The sequence below is a fragment of the Marinobacter sp. genome, from assembly GCF_041984545.1.
Taxonomy (GTDB): Bacteria; Pseudomonadota; Gammaproteobacteria; order Pseudomonadales; family Oleiphilaceae; genus Marinobacter.
In genome coordinates this window covers 115804-129708 of the sequence record NZ_JBHIXV010000001.1, presented here as the reverse complement: position 1 = coordinate 129708, position 13905 = coordinate 115804, and the positions used below count along the sequence as shown (strand labels likewise).

Genomic DNA, 13905 nt, shown 5'->3' with positions numbered 1-13905 from the left:
GTTGTATTCATTACGGGCTTTTCTTAGAGTAGCAACGTTACGGGATCTGCAAACAGGACAGCAGCACTATGTCACTTAGGGAATGGTTAATTGCCATCGGTACCCTGCTTATCATCGGCATTGTTTTGGACGGACTGCGCCGCATGCGCCGTGCCCGCAAGGAATCCATGGCGATTTCATCAGGCATGGGCGCCGACGACCTGGAAGATTCGCCACTGGATGATGAATACAACCCCGAACTTCCGAACGGGGGTGCCCGCACCATTTCCCGGGACACGCTTGAGGAGCGGGGTTATGTGAAACGGGAAAAATCCAGCCGCTTTGCCGCTCCCAAGCCCAAACCCACGCGTCCTGTCACTGCGCCGGCTGGCAAGCCCGAAAAGAACGAGGATTCGGCAGAATCATCCGGCGAGCACAGCGATGACGTTCCGGACTATCCCCTGACGAGCCTGGAGCCAGACGACACCGAACCAGAATCCGGTTGGGGAGCCGTTGAACGTGCTGCTGAGGCCGAGCCCGACTCCCGCGCACAGACACCTGATCCTGATCCTGAACCTGAAACGGAAGCGGTACCACCCACGGTAACCACGGAAGTAGAAGAAGATACCGCACGGCGGGCGCCCTCACGCCGTGAAAGCGGGCAGCCGCTGGCGGGCGCCAATCGTCCCGAGGCCAGGGAAGTGGTCGTGATCAACGTTCTCGCACGCAAGGGTGAGGAGTTCAAGGGACTGGCCCTGAAGAAACTGTTCGAGGCTTGTGGCCTGGAGCACGGGGACATGGACATCTACCATCGGCACGAACAGGCGGATACCACCAGCCCGGTGCAGTTCAGCGTTGCCAACGCGGTGGAACCGGGCACCTTCAAGCCCGAGGACATGCCTGCCATGGCAACCCCGGGCATCAGTTTCTTCATGAGCCTGCCAGGGCCGTCGAACGCGATGCAGGCGTTTGATTTCATGCTGGAAACAGCGCAGTGCGTGGTTCGCAACCTCGGTGGCGAGCTCAAGGATGAACGCCGCAGTGTGATGACGCCCCAGACTATCGAGCACTGTCGCCAGAGGATCCGGGAATTCGAGCGCAAGCAGCGTTCCAAGAAGGCTTGAGCCCGGGCAAACCCTGATGAACACCAGAAACGTATGAATGCCCGGCCCGCACCGGGCATTTTTCTGAGAAGCGAGAACGCCAGCCAATGAGCAAAGCCACGCCAGACGTTATCCAGCGTGTTGAGGAACTCCGGTCCGCCATCGACGACCACAACTACCGTTACTACGTGCTGGATGATCCGCGCATACCGGACGCCGAGTACGACCGCCTGTTTCGCGAACTGCAGAACCTCGAGCGGGACTACCCTGAGCTGGCCTCGGACAATTCGCCTACCCGTCGTGTCGGCAGTTCCGCCGAGACCAGCTTCGAGGAAGTGGTGCATCGCCTGCCCATGCTGTCCCTCGACAATGCCTTCAGTGAGGAAGAGCTGAGAGACTTTGATCGACGGGTCCGGGAGCGGCTTGGTGTAACGGAAGACATTGAATACGTCTGCGAGCCCAAGCTCGACGGGCTGGCGGTAAGCCTGCATTACGAGAAAGGCCAGCTCACCCGGGCCGCCACCCGCGGCGACGGTTACAGCGGTGAGGACATTACCGCCAACATCCGCACCATTCCCTCAGTGCCCCTGACGCTTCGCGGCGACAAGGTGCCAGACCTTGTGGAAGTCCGGGGCGAGGTCTATATGCCCCGCAGCGGTTTTGAAAAGCTCAATCGAACGCTTGCGGAGCGGGGCGAGAAAACCTTTGTGAATCCGCGTAATGCCGCCGCGGGCAGTTTGCGCCAGAAAAAATCCACGGTTACCGCCAGGCGGCCGCTGGAAATGTGCGCCTACAGTATGGCAGTCATGGATGAAAGCCTGCTGCCGGATACCCAGTGGGAGGGTCTGCAAAGGGTGAAGGACTGGGGCTTCCGGATCAATCCGGAAATGCGGCGGGCCCGGGGCGTTGAGGCGTGCCTGGAGGCCTATAACGAGCTGATGGCCAAGCGAGATGAACTGCCCTACGAGATCGACGGCATTGTTTTCAAAGTTAACCGGCTCGATCAGCAACAGGCCCTCGGCTTTGTGTCCCGGGCGCCGCGCTGGGCCATTGCCCAGAAATTTCCGGCCCAGGAAGAGCTGACCGTTATCGAGGATGTCGAGTTCCAGGTTGGCCGTACCGGAGCGGTAACGCCGGTGGCACGGCTCAAGCCGGTATTTGTGGGCGGGGTCACCGTGAGCAACGCCACCCTGCACAACATGGACGAAATCCGAAGGCTCGATGTGCACATCGGCGATACCGTGTTCATCCGGCGTGCCGGCGATGTTATCCCCCAGGTGGTCAAGGTGGTGCCGGAAAAACGTCCTGCCAATGCCCGCACGGTTGAGCTGCCGGCTCACTGCCCGGTGTGTGAGTCCGATGTGGTGCAGATTGAAGGGGAAGCTGTAGCCCGCTGTTCCGGCGGACTGTTCTGTCCGGCCCAGCGCAAGGAAGCCATTCGCCATTACGCCTCCCGCAAAGCCCTCGATATCGAGGGCCTCGGGGACAAATGGATCGACATCATGGTGGATCAGGGCATGGTCAAGACGGTGGCCGACCTGTACCACCTGACCATCGATGACCTGGTAAAGCTGGACCGTATGGGGGAGAAGTCCGCCGCTAATCTGGTCAATGCCATCGATCAGTCCCGGCGGCCCGTGCTCTGGCGTTTTCTGTACGCCCTCGGCATACGTGAGGTCGGCGAGGCAACCGCAAAAGGACTGGCGGCCCATTTCGGCACCCTGGAAGCCATCGCCGAAGCCGACGAAGAGACCCTGCAGACGGTGCCGGATGTCGGCCCCATTGTCGCAGGGCACATCCACAGTTTCTTCGAGCAGCCCCACAACCGTGAAACCCTGGATGCCCTGCGTGATGCGGGGGTGGAGTGGCAGGAAGAGGAGATCCGACAGGGCGAACGTCCCCTGACCGGTCAAACCTGGGTGCTGACCGGTACGCTCTCGGCGATGACCCGGGACCAGGCCAGGGAAAAGCTCGAGGCCCTGGGCGCGAAAGTGTCGGGCAGTGTCTCCAGGAAAACCGCCTGCGTGGTGGCCGGTGAGGCGGCCGGATCCAAGCTCACCAAGGCGGAACAGCTGGAAGTTCCGGTCCTGGATGAGGCTGGGCTGCTGGACCTGCTGGAGAAACACGGTTCCGGGGCAAGCTGACCGAATCTGAGAACTCGCGCAGATCCACTGCGGAGCAAATTGGCTACCATGGCGTTGTTCTGTAACGGTGTGTAAACCGCCCGGTTTCCGTGGGGCGGTCGCCGCCATAACAACAACGTAAACGGATTTCTTCATGGGCGCCGATCTTTCCCCTCGCATGTCTCCTGTTCACCGTATCGCCGTTGCTTTCCTCATCGTGGTGGGGCTGGCCGGATGTAAAACCGAGAAAGATCCCGACCAGCCTACCATCCTCGGCGTGCCGCCCACGTCTGCCTACCTTGGCGTTGAGTATTACTACAACTTCGGCGCCTACGGGGGCGAAGGGATTCTCGATTATTCGCTCACCAACGCCCCGTCCTGGCTGGCCCTGGAAGACACCAGTAACAAGGCCCGCCAGGGCATTATCATGCGGGGGGTTCCCGGGCTCACCGGGGGCAGCCGGGGAGAGGCAGATCTCGGCAAGACCACCGGGATCAACCTGGTGACCACCGATGGCGCCAGCTTCGGCACCCAGCCGTTCGACATTGATGTTAAACAGAACCTGGTGTCGCTTGAGGTTGAGGCGTTCGAGGAAGGCGAGAGCGGATCTGCCAGCGCCAGCAGCCGAAACCACTGCGCGCTCCCGGACCTGTCAAACAAAGGCGAACACACCTTTACCATCAATCTCTACAACGATGACGGCTCGGTATCGGGCACTGAAGATGTTACCGCCACCACACGGCGAGTGTATGCCAAGGTGCTTCTGGAAAAGCCTTCGGTTACCCGGGTGGCCATCGCATTTGAGCTTCGCTCGGAGTACGACGCCACCAACTGCGAACAGGGCTTCAACCCGCCGCACCAGAACTGTGACCACAGCGCGGCCAACCTGGGTGATGCCATTCCGGGTAAGGATATTGTCGGGTTGGGCAGCGGCAGCCTGCCGCCCCGGGTGGAGTCCGAGCAGCGGGAAGTGGATTATGTTGCCTATGAACAGGACGAGAACGGTTTTTACACCCGCGGAGTGATCACGCTCGAGCCGGGTATTACTGAATGCTACATCCCGCTTGAGGTGATTGATGACAGTTTTCCGGAACAGGCAGAGTCCCTCGAACTGGCCCTGACTGAGGTCCGCTCCGGGCTGGCCGGACTGGGCAGCTCCAACGAGGGCATCGATATCAACCTCTCGATTGAGGACAACGAGCCGGCGCTGGCCCTGGAAACCGTCAACGGTGGGGTGCGGGATGCCCTGAACGTGGGCGGTGTTCGTGAATACGTGGCCAGACTGAGTGGTGAACGGGACCGGATCATTTACGCCAAGCTGACCGACACGGAAGACTCCTCCGCGCGCCTGAACTCGGAATTCGTTATTGAGCGGCGGGAAGGTAGCAACTGGGTAGAAAGCGATGAACTGGTGTTTCCGGAGGGGACCGACGAGGTGCCGTTCCGGATTCGCGTGCCGGAGGGCAGTTACTCGAACCCCGACTTTGTGGACCGGTTCATCCTGCTGGGTATCAACAACGATTACCAGGCCGGACGGGAGGACTACGCCCGGGCCCAGTCCGAGAACCTGATTCGCATCAGCCTGAATCAGCTGACGTCGCCCCTGGTACTGAACAATGGCGACGGCTTTGTGGCCACCGATTTTGCCATGGGGCATAACGGTCGAAGTTTCGTAGCGGGGTACGATAGCCAGGACAATGACCGGGTGCAGGTACGGATCTACGATCAGCGCGGCAACGAGCTTCAGCAGGTTGTAGTATCGTCCGCCGGCGACAGCCTGGTAGAGCCGGCTGCGGTGATCAGTACGGTACGGCGCAAGGTCTCGGAGGGCGATACCAAAGTCGACCGCTTCGAATTCGTTGTGTCCTATAGCACCAACCAGCCGGTTGCAGGCACCAGCCAGCAGGGAGCCGTGGATGCGGTAACTTCGCTCTACTGGTACGACAGCGCCAGTAACGGTGGCGAATACGTCGAGACCTGGACAACACGGACCGGCACATCGGGAAATGACTATGTGAGATGGGCGGGCATTGATGAGGAAGGCGGTTATGTGGTGCTGGCGGGCGAAACCGATGGCACCTTTGAAGGCCAGACCGCAGCTGGCGGTGTGGACAGTTTCCTCCAGCGGATCGATACACAACTGGATGGCAATTCCCAGGTGCCGGTGGTGGCCTGGACCCGCCAGGCCGGCTCAGGTAACAACGACCAGGTAGCGGGTGGAAGTACTGAAACGGTGACCCCCTTGTTGTTCGGCTCCGCGTCCGGCTCCGTCGGTGGCGCTTCGGTAATTGGTGGTATTGATGCGTTTTTCTACAACACCCAGAGCGGCAGCGGCACTCTGAACGTTTACCAGGTGGGTTCAGATGCCGATGAACCGGTCTCTGATGGCCTGCTGTTTGGCAATCTGCTGTGGCTGGCCGGCAGCAGTACCGGCCTCTACGGGGTCTCGAATCCTGACGAGGGCGACCCGGAACTGACCCGTGAACAGATCAACAGCGATGCCGGGTTCCTGCTGGGGTACTCCACCATTGGCCAGGTGCGACAGGCGTTCTCGCTGAACGATGACAATGACACCGCAAAGGAAGAACTGCTGGCACTGGCCGGATTCGATGGTGATGTCGTTGTTGCGGGGAACTCGGACGGCGATTTTGCCAGCCAGGCAGCCACCTCTGGCCAGAGCCAGGCCATCATCGCCCGCTTGCCGGTGGCCACGGATACCAACGCCAGCAGCGCTGCTTTCCGCAACTGGCGTTATCAACTGGCGGCGGATAATTCCGGTTTCCTGGCCGTGCAAACCTATCGGGATGATGAAATCGTAACGCTGGCCCGGCTGGGCAGTGATTGGCGATTACTGGTGTTCAGCCCGGAGGGGCAGTTGCTGACGCCCTTGCCCTAAACGGTGCCTTCGTGGCGGCCGGCGTTGGCGTACAGGCGCAGGTAGTCTGTGCTGGTCACGATGCCCGAGGCGGCACCCCGCTCATCGACCACCAGCGCGGCGTTCAACTGGTGGGCCAGCATCAGCCTGGCCAGTTGATGGGCGTCGGTCTCCGGGGAAGCGGTGAGAAAAGCCGGCAGCTCGATATGAACAAAGGTCTGGCTCATGGCATCGGCGTGGTTTTCGTGCAGCCAGGCCAGAAGCCAGCGCAGGTCGATCAGGCCCGCCACATTGTCGTCAGCGGTGATGACCAGATGGTGCACCTGATGTTCATCCATGACCGACAGGGCCTCGGCAATGGTTGCCGTTGCTGGCAGGCGGTACAGAGCGGGTGAAGCAATCTCGGAAACGGGCAGATACGGGCGCTGTTCCCGGCGCTCTCCGGCAGCTGCGGCGCCGTACTCCTGAAGGGCCCGGTAGCGTCCCGCATTGGCTGCCGCCTGGAACTCGGCGTCGGTGGCTTCACTTCGGCCAGGGTTAATGGAGTGGGTTTCCGTCAGCTCGGTCACGTCATCGACGCGCCTGGCCCGAAAGGCTTCCGGGAGGCGGGTTCCGACCGGTCGGCCCGGTTCGCTGACGAATATGGACATGGACTGTCTCCGTGAACAGGTTTCTATAGCCGGTTATCGGCCATCGCAGCACATTCTTCAGTGGAAGTTTATTACGAGTTTGCCATATCAGACTGGTAAAGGCGTCCGGTTTCCAGCCGCCGCACCAGATTGGCGGGCAAACAGACAGGTTGTCCGGTCAACTGGTCCGCCAGATATTCGGCAAGGAGTGGGGCGTAGGTGAGACCTTTGCTGCCAAGGCCGGTAAACAGGTACATCCCATCCCGCAGGTGACCGGCAACCGGCTGGTAATCATGGGTCGTGCATCGGAAGGCCACCCGGTCGTCCGCAAGGTTGTCGCTCTGGCTCTGTCCGGCGTGCTTTGCCTGCCCGGAACTTCCATCCGGAAAAGCGCCGGGGAGCATGGCTTTCAGCTCCTGGATATTCTCGGCGCGGCTTTCGAGGGTGGGAGTCGGGTTGTCGTCGTGGAGGTCAAACGTCGCCCCGGTCAGTACTCTGTTGGCCAATGCCGGATTCAGATAGCGACTGCCGCATATGACTGCCCGGGGGGGAGTCAGCCAGGTGGCTGGCAGGCCGGTGACCTGACCACGGATGGATTTGAGTCGAACGGTGCCCGCCAGAGGTAACAGGCCCCCACTGGCCGCCCCCCCGCAAACCACCACGCGTTGGGCGTAAACGGGACTGGCGCCTTTGATTTCGATACGCCAGCCCTTTGCCTCAGGGACCAGTTTTTCCACTGGCGAGTGCCAAACGCCGGTCACGCCCCTCCGTTCGACCAGTGCACGACACAACCTCGCCGGCTCCAACCAGCCACTGCCCGGGAACCATAAGCCACCAGTATCCACGGGAATCCCCGTCAGCTCCGAGGCCTGTTCCCGGTTTACCCCGCTGAGCACGTCGCCGGGATAGCCGTTGCGCTCCAGAAAGCGGTGCTGACGATCCGCCTCCCGGTTGTTGTGGGCCAGTTGGAGGAGACCGGTTGGGTACCAGCCCTCGTTACTGAACGGGCGATAAAAGCGTTGGGAAAAGGTGAGGGCGGTCAGCGCCACCTCGGTCTGATCATTGTAATCCACGCCCAGTTTCACATAGAGCGCTCCCTGGGCATTGCCGGAGGCGCCGGCGCCGGGGCCCTCCTCATCAATGAGAGTCACAGGTATTCCTCTCGCCGCCAGGTTCGCAGCCAGTGTGCTACCGGCAATGCCTGCGCCGATGATGGCGACGGGTCTCAGGTCGGGAGCTTGCAACGGGTCTACGGGCGGCAGAACGCCTCTGAGCATCTCTCGCTTGCGGCCAAAGCCGGGAACTTTCTGCATTTCAAACCCGGCCTCTGACAGCGCGCGTCGAACCCGTCCTACGGACGTAAAGGTGGCCAGGGTGGTGCCGGGCTTGCTGTGTGCGCGGATGTCGGCAGCGGTGGTCTCGAGCCACATATCGGGATTTCGGGCCGGTGCAAAGCCGTCGAGGAACCAGGCGTCGGCCTTGAATTCCAGTGCCTGCCAGGCGTCTCTGATATCGCCGAAAAACAGCGTCAGCCGCACCTGGCCACCGTCCAGGACCAGCCGGTGGGTACCACGAACCAGGGGCGGGTAGTCGGCCAATAATGCGTCAGCCAGGCTCGCCAGTTCCGGCCAGAGCGCCAAAGCCTTCGCGAGGTCGGTTCGGGTCAGTGGGAATCGTTCTACCGAGACAAAATGCAGCGTTGCCTCGTGAGCAGGCCGATACCTTTGCCAGGCCTGCCACGCGGCCAGGAAGTTGAGACCGGTGCCGAAGCCGCTTTCGGCAATCACAAAGCTGCCGCCGGCAGGCACCGCGGCGAAGCGCTCGGGCAGATCGTTGTGGCCAATAAACACGTGGCGGGTCTCTTCCAGGCCGTTGTCACGGCTGAAATAGACATCGCCGAAGCGCACAGACTCCGGCACACCGTCGCGCCAGATCAGATCGGCCGGTTCAATGGCCGGCGTTTTGAGCGATGATTCCACAGTGTTACTCGGCGGCTTCGATCACCGTGGCGTTTTCAATCCGCACCGGCTCAACCGGTACGTCGGCCATGCCCTGTTTACGGGTTGTCTGCTTGCGGGCAATGGCGTCGACAACGCCCATACCCTCGGTTACCTTGCCAAAGACAGCGTAGCCGGCACCACGCACGCCGGCATTCAGAAAGCCGTTGTCCGCCACGTTGATGAAGAATTGCGAGGTGGCGGAATCCGGGGCGTTGGTGCGGGCCATGGCAATGGTTCCGCGGAGGTTGGGTAGCGTCGGGCTGGCTTCGTTACGAACGGGGTCGCGGGTTGATTTTCTGGACAGGGTCTCGGTAAAGCCGCCGCCCTGGATCATGAAGCCGGGAATCACGCGGTGAAATACCGTGCCGTCGTAGAAGCCGTCACGTACGTACTGCAGGAAGTTGGCAACGGTCTCGGGTGCAACATCGGGCCGCAGTTGAAGCTCGATGGCGCCTTCACTGGTGACCATCCGGACCTTCGGCAGTGATTCGTTGCTGGTTGAGCTCTGCTGCGCCAGGGTCGGCGAGGCCGCAAATGCGGTTAACAGCACGAACAGTGAAATCATGCATTGCAGGAGTTTGACCGGATTTCTCATTGTCAGCGGTTCTCTCGTCAGGTGGCAAATGGTTTTGGCCCGCAGTCGGGCCGCAAAGCGTGCTCTCTGGCGCCAGAGTTTATCAGAAGCCGGTGGAAAAACGGCGACTGGATCAACGCAGATTGCCGGACAATCGACTAACCTTCTTCAGGTCTCAGGATACTGTTTGCCGAGCCGGGCGGTACGGCTTTCGACATAAGGAGAAGGTGGGTGAATATCCGACAGGGATTTGAGGAAAAGTCGCGTCTTGGGCGGTTGCTCGTCAACCGCGGCTATCTGTCAGAGAGCCAGCTCGAACGGGGCCTGATTCTCCAGCGGGAAACCGGGCAGCGCCTGGGCGAGGTGCTGATTCAGGCCGGCTGGATCAGCGAGAAGGAGCTGCATCGGGTTCTCAAGCATCAGTCCAGATACCGAAACGCCGCGGCGCTGGTGACCATGGTGGCCCTGCCATTTCAGCCTCTGGTCAGTTTTGCCGCCACCAACACCGCGTCGTCCCAGGCAACTGCCGAAGCAGGTCAGCTCTATGAAAAGGGTGGCCTTTCACCGCTTTCCGAGGCAGAGCTGGCGTCTGTTGCCGGTCAGGGCGATTCGGCACTGTTTGAGCGTATCGCGACGGTGTCAGCCATGGCCGCACAGCCGGAGGACCCGGAGAGCAGACCGGACGCAATTGAGGGGCTGAAGCTCGCCGCCAATGTGTTTGTGCCGGTTCTGAACTTTCTGGAATCGGATCTGACGGTGTCTGGTGTGCATTATCGGGAGGGAGAACCACGCTTTCGGGTCCGGGACGATGGTGCCGTTGTCCTTGCGCTGCCGGAACGAATCGAGCAGATACGCATGGACAACATCCGGGTTGCCGGTGGCCGCGGCGCGTCCATGGGGAACGTGAGCATTCACGACATCCGTTTTCACCCGGATTCGAGGATGACCCTCTATACGCGGTAGCCCCAGCCAGCGCAGGGGTCAGGCGCTGGCGAGCACGGTGGAGCTTGAAACCGAAGTCTGCTCGCCCCTGGCACCGTAGAGTTTCTGCTGGCCCGTGGCGCCCCGGAAAATGTCCGTCAGGCGTGAGAGCCGCTTCTGCAGGTGGCTGATAACCCGACCGTTGGTCTGGTTCAGCGTCTGGCAAGTTTTCAGCTTGCTGTCGGCCTGTTGCCAGAGCTCCGTCACGTCAATCAGCCCTGCACTGCGAATGAACCGGGAAGGCTCACCGTTTTCAGGCCGATAGCCCATCTGGACCAGAGTGCGGATTTTCTGTTTCGCCCGTTCGCGGATGGCGCCCAGCAGGCGGTTCTTTTCCTGCGTCAGGGCTTCCAGTTGGCGGAGATCGGAATTACCAAGGAGGGTCTTTTCCTTACCCAGGAGATCGGCCAGTTCGTCGAGCTGGCTGATATCCTGGGCGAGGAGGGTTTTCAGGTCATCAATTGCGGCCATGATTTACTCATCCGAAAATGCTTTCATCCATCTCAAGCATTTTCTGGGCCAGCTTCTCCGCATCGACCTTGTAGGTGCCGTTTTCCAGGGCGGTGCGGATCTGTTCGATGCGATCGTCGTCCATTTCCGGGTAATCGCCCAGCTTCTGTTCCAGCTGTTTCAGGTTCTTGGCCTGGTTGCTCAGGCTAACGCTGTCGCCCCGGGCGCCCTGCGCCTGGGATTTCGCCTGTTCCGGCGCTGCGGGCTGGGTGTTCTGGTTGCCCGCGCTCTTGTCGGCCGTGGTTCTCTGGGTGTTGACCTGGCCGGGGCCAATTCCATTAAAGTCAACTGACATATTCGTACCTGCTTGCCTGATGAGCCCTTGTTTACAGGGCATTAACTCGAGTTTGTATTTGCATATCGGCTGCGGTGCCGAATTCTTTAACCTTTTTTTGACAGATTTTACGGGGCAGAGCCTTGCCGCCTCGGCAATCGCTTGCCGGTGCCGGATTACATGGGAATCTCGACCTGGCCCGGGCCCACCACATTGGCTTTGATGGTGCGGGAAGACCTCAGGTTTTCAACCAGGACCTGCTCACCGATGCTGGCACTGGCCAGCGCCTTGCCTCGGGAGCGCACGGAGAAGTTGCCGCTTCGGGCGGTGATAATAACATGGTCACCCCGGGCAACGGCATCCGGAGCAGAGAGAATGTCCGGAGTAATCAGCGAGCCGGCATTGACCGAGCGCCGGACCTCCATGCCGACCGCCTGGCCAGGGTCGGTAATGACACCGCGCCGGGAGGCATTTACCTCCACGGAATGGCTCACCAGAAGCGCCTCGGTGATGCGCTCGCCACGAGTCAGTGGGCGGGCTGCCACCAGAGCGGGCCCCTTGATGGAGAGTGATGCAGTAACGAACATCCGCCAGGGACGTTCGCCTTCACAGGCAACCAGCAGCGAGGGGCTGGTTGTTTTCCAGGGATCACCACTGAACTGCACCTCCAGAGGCGCGACGCATTCGGCCAGCGCCAGCCGGCTGTCAATGGCGCCGGGCTCAAAGGTCACTTCATAACCCTGGCTGGCCTGTTCCGTCGCAAAGTCCTGGAGGAATGCCACCGCCGCCTTCCGGATCTGCTCGGCCGTGGTTTCGGCCAGCAGTGGTCCACTCGCGATGGACATTACCAGGATCAGGGCCAAATTGGTGATGCGCATACGTATCAGTTTGTCCTATGCTGTTGGTATCAGTGTGGATCTGCCGAATGCATTAATGATTCGGAACGGTCAGCCGTTAACCGGGCTGATCGGCAGTGGCGCGACAAATTCCCGTCTTTCCACGCTTACACGAGTAACCAGCAAGATATATGCCGTCGGCAATCGGCAAGCCAGGAGAAAGCAAATGGCAGGGGTATTGGACAGTGTTAACCAGCGTACGCAACTGGTAGGGCAGAACCGTCTTGAGCTGCTTCTTTTCCGGCTTCGGGGGCGCCAGATTTACGGCATCAATGTCTTCAAGGTGAAGGAAGTGCTTCAATGCCCCCGGCTGTCCTCCATTCCCAACAGCCGTCAGGTGGTTCGGGGAGTCGCGCACATCCGCGGCGAGACCATCCCGATCATCGATCTGAGCATGGCCATCCGGCTGCCGGGCATTCCGCAGGAAGAGCTTGCCAGTAGCTTCGTGATCATTACCGAATACAACCGCAAGACCCAGGGCTTCCTGGTGACCGGTGTTGATCGGATCATGAACATGAACTGGGAAGAGATTCTTCCGCCTCCGAAGGGAGCCGGTAAGGATGTTTACCTTACCGCTGTCACCCGTATTGATGATAAGCTGGTCGAAATCATAGATGTAGAGAAGATTCTTGCAGAAGTTTCTCCGCTCGGTGAGGACGTTACGGAAGCGGTCCTGAGCAAGAGTGCCGATCGGGTGCCCGGGCATCTGCCCGTGCTTGTGGTTGACGATTCCTCCGTGGCCCGTCGGCAGATCGAGCGCTGCCTGACGGCCATCGGAATGGAAGTGGTCACCAGGAACGACGGCAAGCAGGCCTATGAGTATCTCAAGGAGATCACGGCCGACGGCTCACGGGCACGAGATCACTTCTCGTTGATCATCTCTGACGTTGAAATGCCGGAGATGGACGGTTACACGCTGGTCACCAAGGTAAAAAGTGATCCTGCGATGGGGGACATATTCGTGATGCTCCACACTTCGCTCAGCGGCGTGTTCAATCAGGCCATGGTCAAGAAAGTCGGGGCAGATGACTTCATGGCGAAGTTCAGTCCGGATGAACTCGCAGAGCGGGTGATGGAAATCATCGACCAGGGTTGATGGGCCGCCGATCGATTCACTCAGAACAGAGACCCAATGAAAGCGGATATAACCCCACAGGAATATGAAGCCTTCAAGTCGTTCCTGCAGGATGCCTGTGGCATTTTGCTGGGCGACAATAAACAGTATCTGGTGAAAAGCCGGCTGCGCCGGATCCTGGAGGAAAACAGTCTCAATTCTCTGGGTGAACTGCTCGAGCGGCTGCGTCGTCCCGGCAGGGGCAGTCTGCGCGAGGTGGTTATCGACGCCATGACCACCAATGAAACCCTCTGGTTCCGGGACAGTCATCCATTCCGTATTCTGCAGGAGAAACTGCTCCCCGAGTTTGCGGAAAGCAAGGGCAGCCAGCCCCTCCGGATCTGGTCGGCCGCCTGTTCCACGGGGCAGGAGCCTTATTCCATCGCGATGATCGTGGAAGAATTCCGCCGCCTACGGCCAGGAAAGCTGCGGGACGTGAAAATCACCGCGACGGATATTTCCAAGAGCGTCCTCGAGGTTGCCCGCAAGGGCGAATACGAGATGATCGCCATCGGTCGCGGCCTCTCTCCAGATCGCCAGAAGCAGTTCTTCACGCCCTCTCTCAATGGCGGCTGGCAGATCAAGCCCCAGATCAAGACGATGGTGGAGTTCAAGGAGTTGAATCTGCTGGAACGCTACATGCTGGGCAAGTTCGACATCGTAATGTGTCGTAACGTGCTGATCTACTTTTCGGCGGACCTCAAAAAAGACATCCTTACCCGGATTCACGCCACCCTGAACCCCGGGGGGTATCTGGTGCTGGGGGCATCCGAGTCACTGAACGGGCTGCCGCATCTCTACGAAATGGTGCAGTGTCACCCGGGCATCATCTACAGGAAAAAGTAAC

General features: G+C 60.2%; 12 protein-coding genes. 6 read left to right on the top strand and 6 right to left on the bottom strand.

Annotated elements, in window-relative coordinates:
• Nucleotides 1-68: 68 nt before the first annotated feature.
• From zipA to ACFC20_RS00640, 3 genes are all read left to right on the top strand, one after another.
• Nucleotides 69-1103, top strand: a complete 1035-nt coding sequence (zipA, locus tag ACFC20_RS00650) for a cell division protein ZipA (RefSeq protein WP_375191331.1) — start codon at nucleotides 69-71, stop codon at nucleotides 1101-1103.
• Nucleotides 1104-1189: 86 nt separating this feature from the next.
• Nucleotides 1190-3226, top strand: a complete 2037-nt coding sequence (ligA, locus tag ACFC20_RS00645; protein WP_375191330.1) for an NAD-dependent DNA ligase LigA — start codon at nucleotides 1190-1192, stop codon at nucleotides 3224-3226.
• A gap of 133 nt (nucleotides 3227-3359) precedes the next feature.
• Nucleotides 3360-6101 (top strand): hypothetical protein, encoded by a 2742-nt coding sequence (locus ACFC20_RS00640; RefSeq protein ID WP_375191329.1) that lies wholly within the window; start codon nucleotides 3360-3362, stop codon nucleotides 6099-6101.
• Here the strand turns inward: ACFC20_RS00640 and ACFC20_RS00635 are convergent.
• From ACFC20_RS00635 to ACFC20_RS00625, 3 genes are all read right to left on the bottom strand, one after another.
• Nucleotides 6098-6730 (bottom strand): CBS domain-containing protein, encoded by a 633-nt coding sequence (locus tag ACFC20_RS00635; RefSeq protein ID WP_375191328.1) that lies wholly within the window; start codon nucleotides 6728-6730, stop codon nucleotides 6098-6100. The two genes, ACFC20_RS00640 and ACFC20_RS00635, sit on opposite strands and share 4 nt — an antisense overlap.
• Before the next feature lie 71 nt (nucleotides 6731-6801).
• Entirely contained in the window at nucleotides 6802-8688 is a 1887-nt protein-coding gene (gene mnmC, locus ACFC20_RS00630) for a bifunctional tRNA (5-methylaminomethyl-2-thiouridine)(34)-methyltransferase MnmD/FAD-dependent 5-carboxymethylaminomethyl-2-thiouridine(34) oxidoreductase MnmC (protein ID WP_375191327.1), read from the bottom strand.
• Between the two features lie 4 nt (nucleotides 8689-8692).
• A complete protein-coding gene (locus tag ACFC20_RS00625) occupies nucleotides 8693-9304 on the bottom strand; it encodes a peptidylprolyl isomerase (RefSeq protein ID WP_375191326.1) in 612 nt (203 codons plus the stop codon).
• A gap of 210 nt (nucleotides 9305-9514) precedes the next feature.
• Between ACFC20_RS00625 and ACFC20_RS00620 the strand changes: the two genes are divergently transcribed.
• Nucleotides 9515-10246 carry a pilus assembly protein PilB gene (locus tag ACFC20_RS00620; RefSeq protein ID WP_375191325.1) on the top strand — a complete coding sequence of 244 codons (732 nt, stop codon included), beginning with the start codon at nucleotides 9515-9517 and terminating at the stop codon, nucleotides 10244-10246.
• Nucleotides 10247-10264: 18 nt separating this feature from the next.
• Here ACFC20_RS00620 and ACFC20_RS00615 read toward each other — a convergent pair whose 3' ends face one another.
• From ACFC20_RS00615 to flgA, 3 genes are all read right to left on the bottom strand, one after another.
• The gene (locus tag ACFC20_RS00615; RefSeq protein WP_375191324.1) at nucleotides 10265-10735 is read right to left on the bottom strand and encodes a flagella synthesis protein FlgN; all 471 of its coding nucleotides are present in this window, start codon (nucleotides 10733-10735) and stop codon (nucleotides 10265-10267) included.
• A 7-nt stretch (nucleotides 10736-10742) separates the two neighbouring features.
• The gene (gene flgM, locus ACFC20_RS00610) at nucleotides 10743-11069 is read right to left on the bottom strand and encodes a flagellar biosynthesis anti-sigma factor FlgM (protein WP_375191323.1); all 327 of its coding nucleotides are present in this window, start codon (nucleotides 11067-11069) and stop codon (nucleotides 10743-10745) included.
• A gap of 155 nt (nucleotides 11070-11224) precedes the next feature.
• Nucleotides 11225-11926, bottom strand: coding sequence for a flagellar basal body P-ring formation chaperone FlgA (flgA, locus tag ACFC20_RS00605; RefSeq protein ID WP_375191322.1), 702 nt, complete (start codon nucleotides 11924-11926; stop codon nucleotides 11225-11227).
• A gap of 184 nt (nucleotides 11927-12110) precedes the next feature.
• Between flgA and ACFC20_RS00600 the strand changes: the two genes are divergently transcribed.
• Together ACFC20_RS00600 and ACFC20_RS00595 are read left to right on the top strand one after the other, a co-directional pair.
• Nucleotides 12111-13040 carry a chemotaxis protein CheV gene (locus ACFC20_RS00600; protein WP_375191321.1) on the top strand — a complete coding sequence of 310 codons (930 nt, stop codon included), beginning with the start codon at nucleotides 12111-12113 and terminating at the stop codon, nucleotides 13038-13040.
• A 36-nt stretch (nucleotides 13041-13076) separates the two neighbouring features.
• A complete protein-coding gene (locus ACFC20_RS00595) occupies nucleotides 13077-13904 on the top strand; it encodes a CheR family methyltransferase (protein WP_375191320.1) in 828 nt (275 codons plus the stop codon).
• Nucleotide 13905: the final 1 nt, after the last annotated feature.

What these genes read in the sequence shown, in the direction of transcription:
- zipA (WP_375191331.1), top strand. Translation starts at nt 69, where the DNA reads ATGTCACTTAGGGAATGGTTAATTGCCATCGGTACCCTGCTTATCATC.
- ligA (WP_375191330.1), top strand. Translation starts at nt 1,190, where the DNA reads ATGAGCAAAGCCACGCCAGACGTTATCCAGCGTGTTGAGGAACTCCGG.
- ACFC20_RS00640 (WP_375191329.1), top strand. Translation starts at nt 3,360, where the DNA reads ATGGGCGCCGATCTTTCCCCTCGCATGTCTCCTGTTCACCGTATCGCC.
- ACFC20_RS00635 (WP_375191328.1), bottom strand. Translation starts at nt 6,730, where the DNA reads ATGTCCATATTCGTCAGCGAACCGGGCCGACCGGTCGGAACCCGCCTC.
- ACFC20_RS00625 (WP_375191326.1), bottom strand. Translation starts at nt 9,304, where the DNA reads ATGAGAAATCCGGTCAAACTCCTGCAATGCATGATTTCACTGTTCGTG.
- ACFC20_RS00615 (WP_375191324.1), bottom strand. Translation starts at nt 10,735, where the DNA reads ATGGCCGCAATTGATGACCTGAAAACCCTCCTCGCCCAGGATATCAGC.
- flgM (WP_375191323.1), bottom strand. Translation starts at nt 11,069, where the DNA reads ATGTCAGTTGACTTTAATGGAATTGGCCCCGGCCAGGTCAACACCCAG.
- flgA (WP_375191322.1), bottom strand. Translation starts at nt 11,926, where the DNA reads ATGCGCATCACCAATTTGGCCCTGATCCTGGTAATGTCCATCGCGAGT.
- ACFC20_RS00600 (WP_375191321.1), top strand. Translation starts at nt 12,111, where the DNA reads ATGGCAGGGGTATTGGACAGTGTTAACCAGCGTACGCAACTGGTAGGG.
- ACFC20_RS00595 (WP_375191320.1), top strand. Translation starts at nt 13,077, where the DNA reads ATGAAAGCGGATATAACCCCACAGGAATATGAAGCCTTCAAGTCGTTC.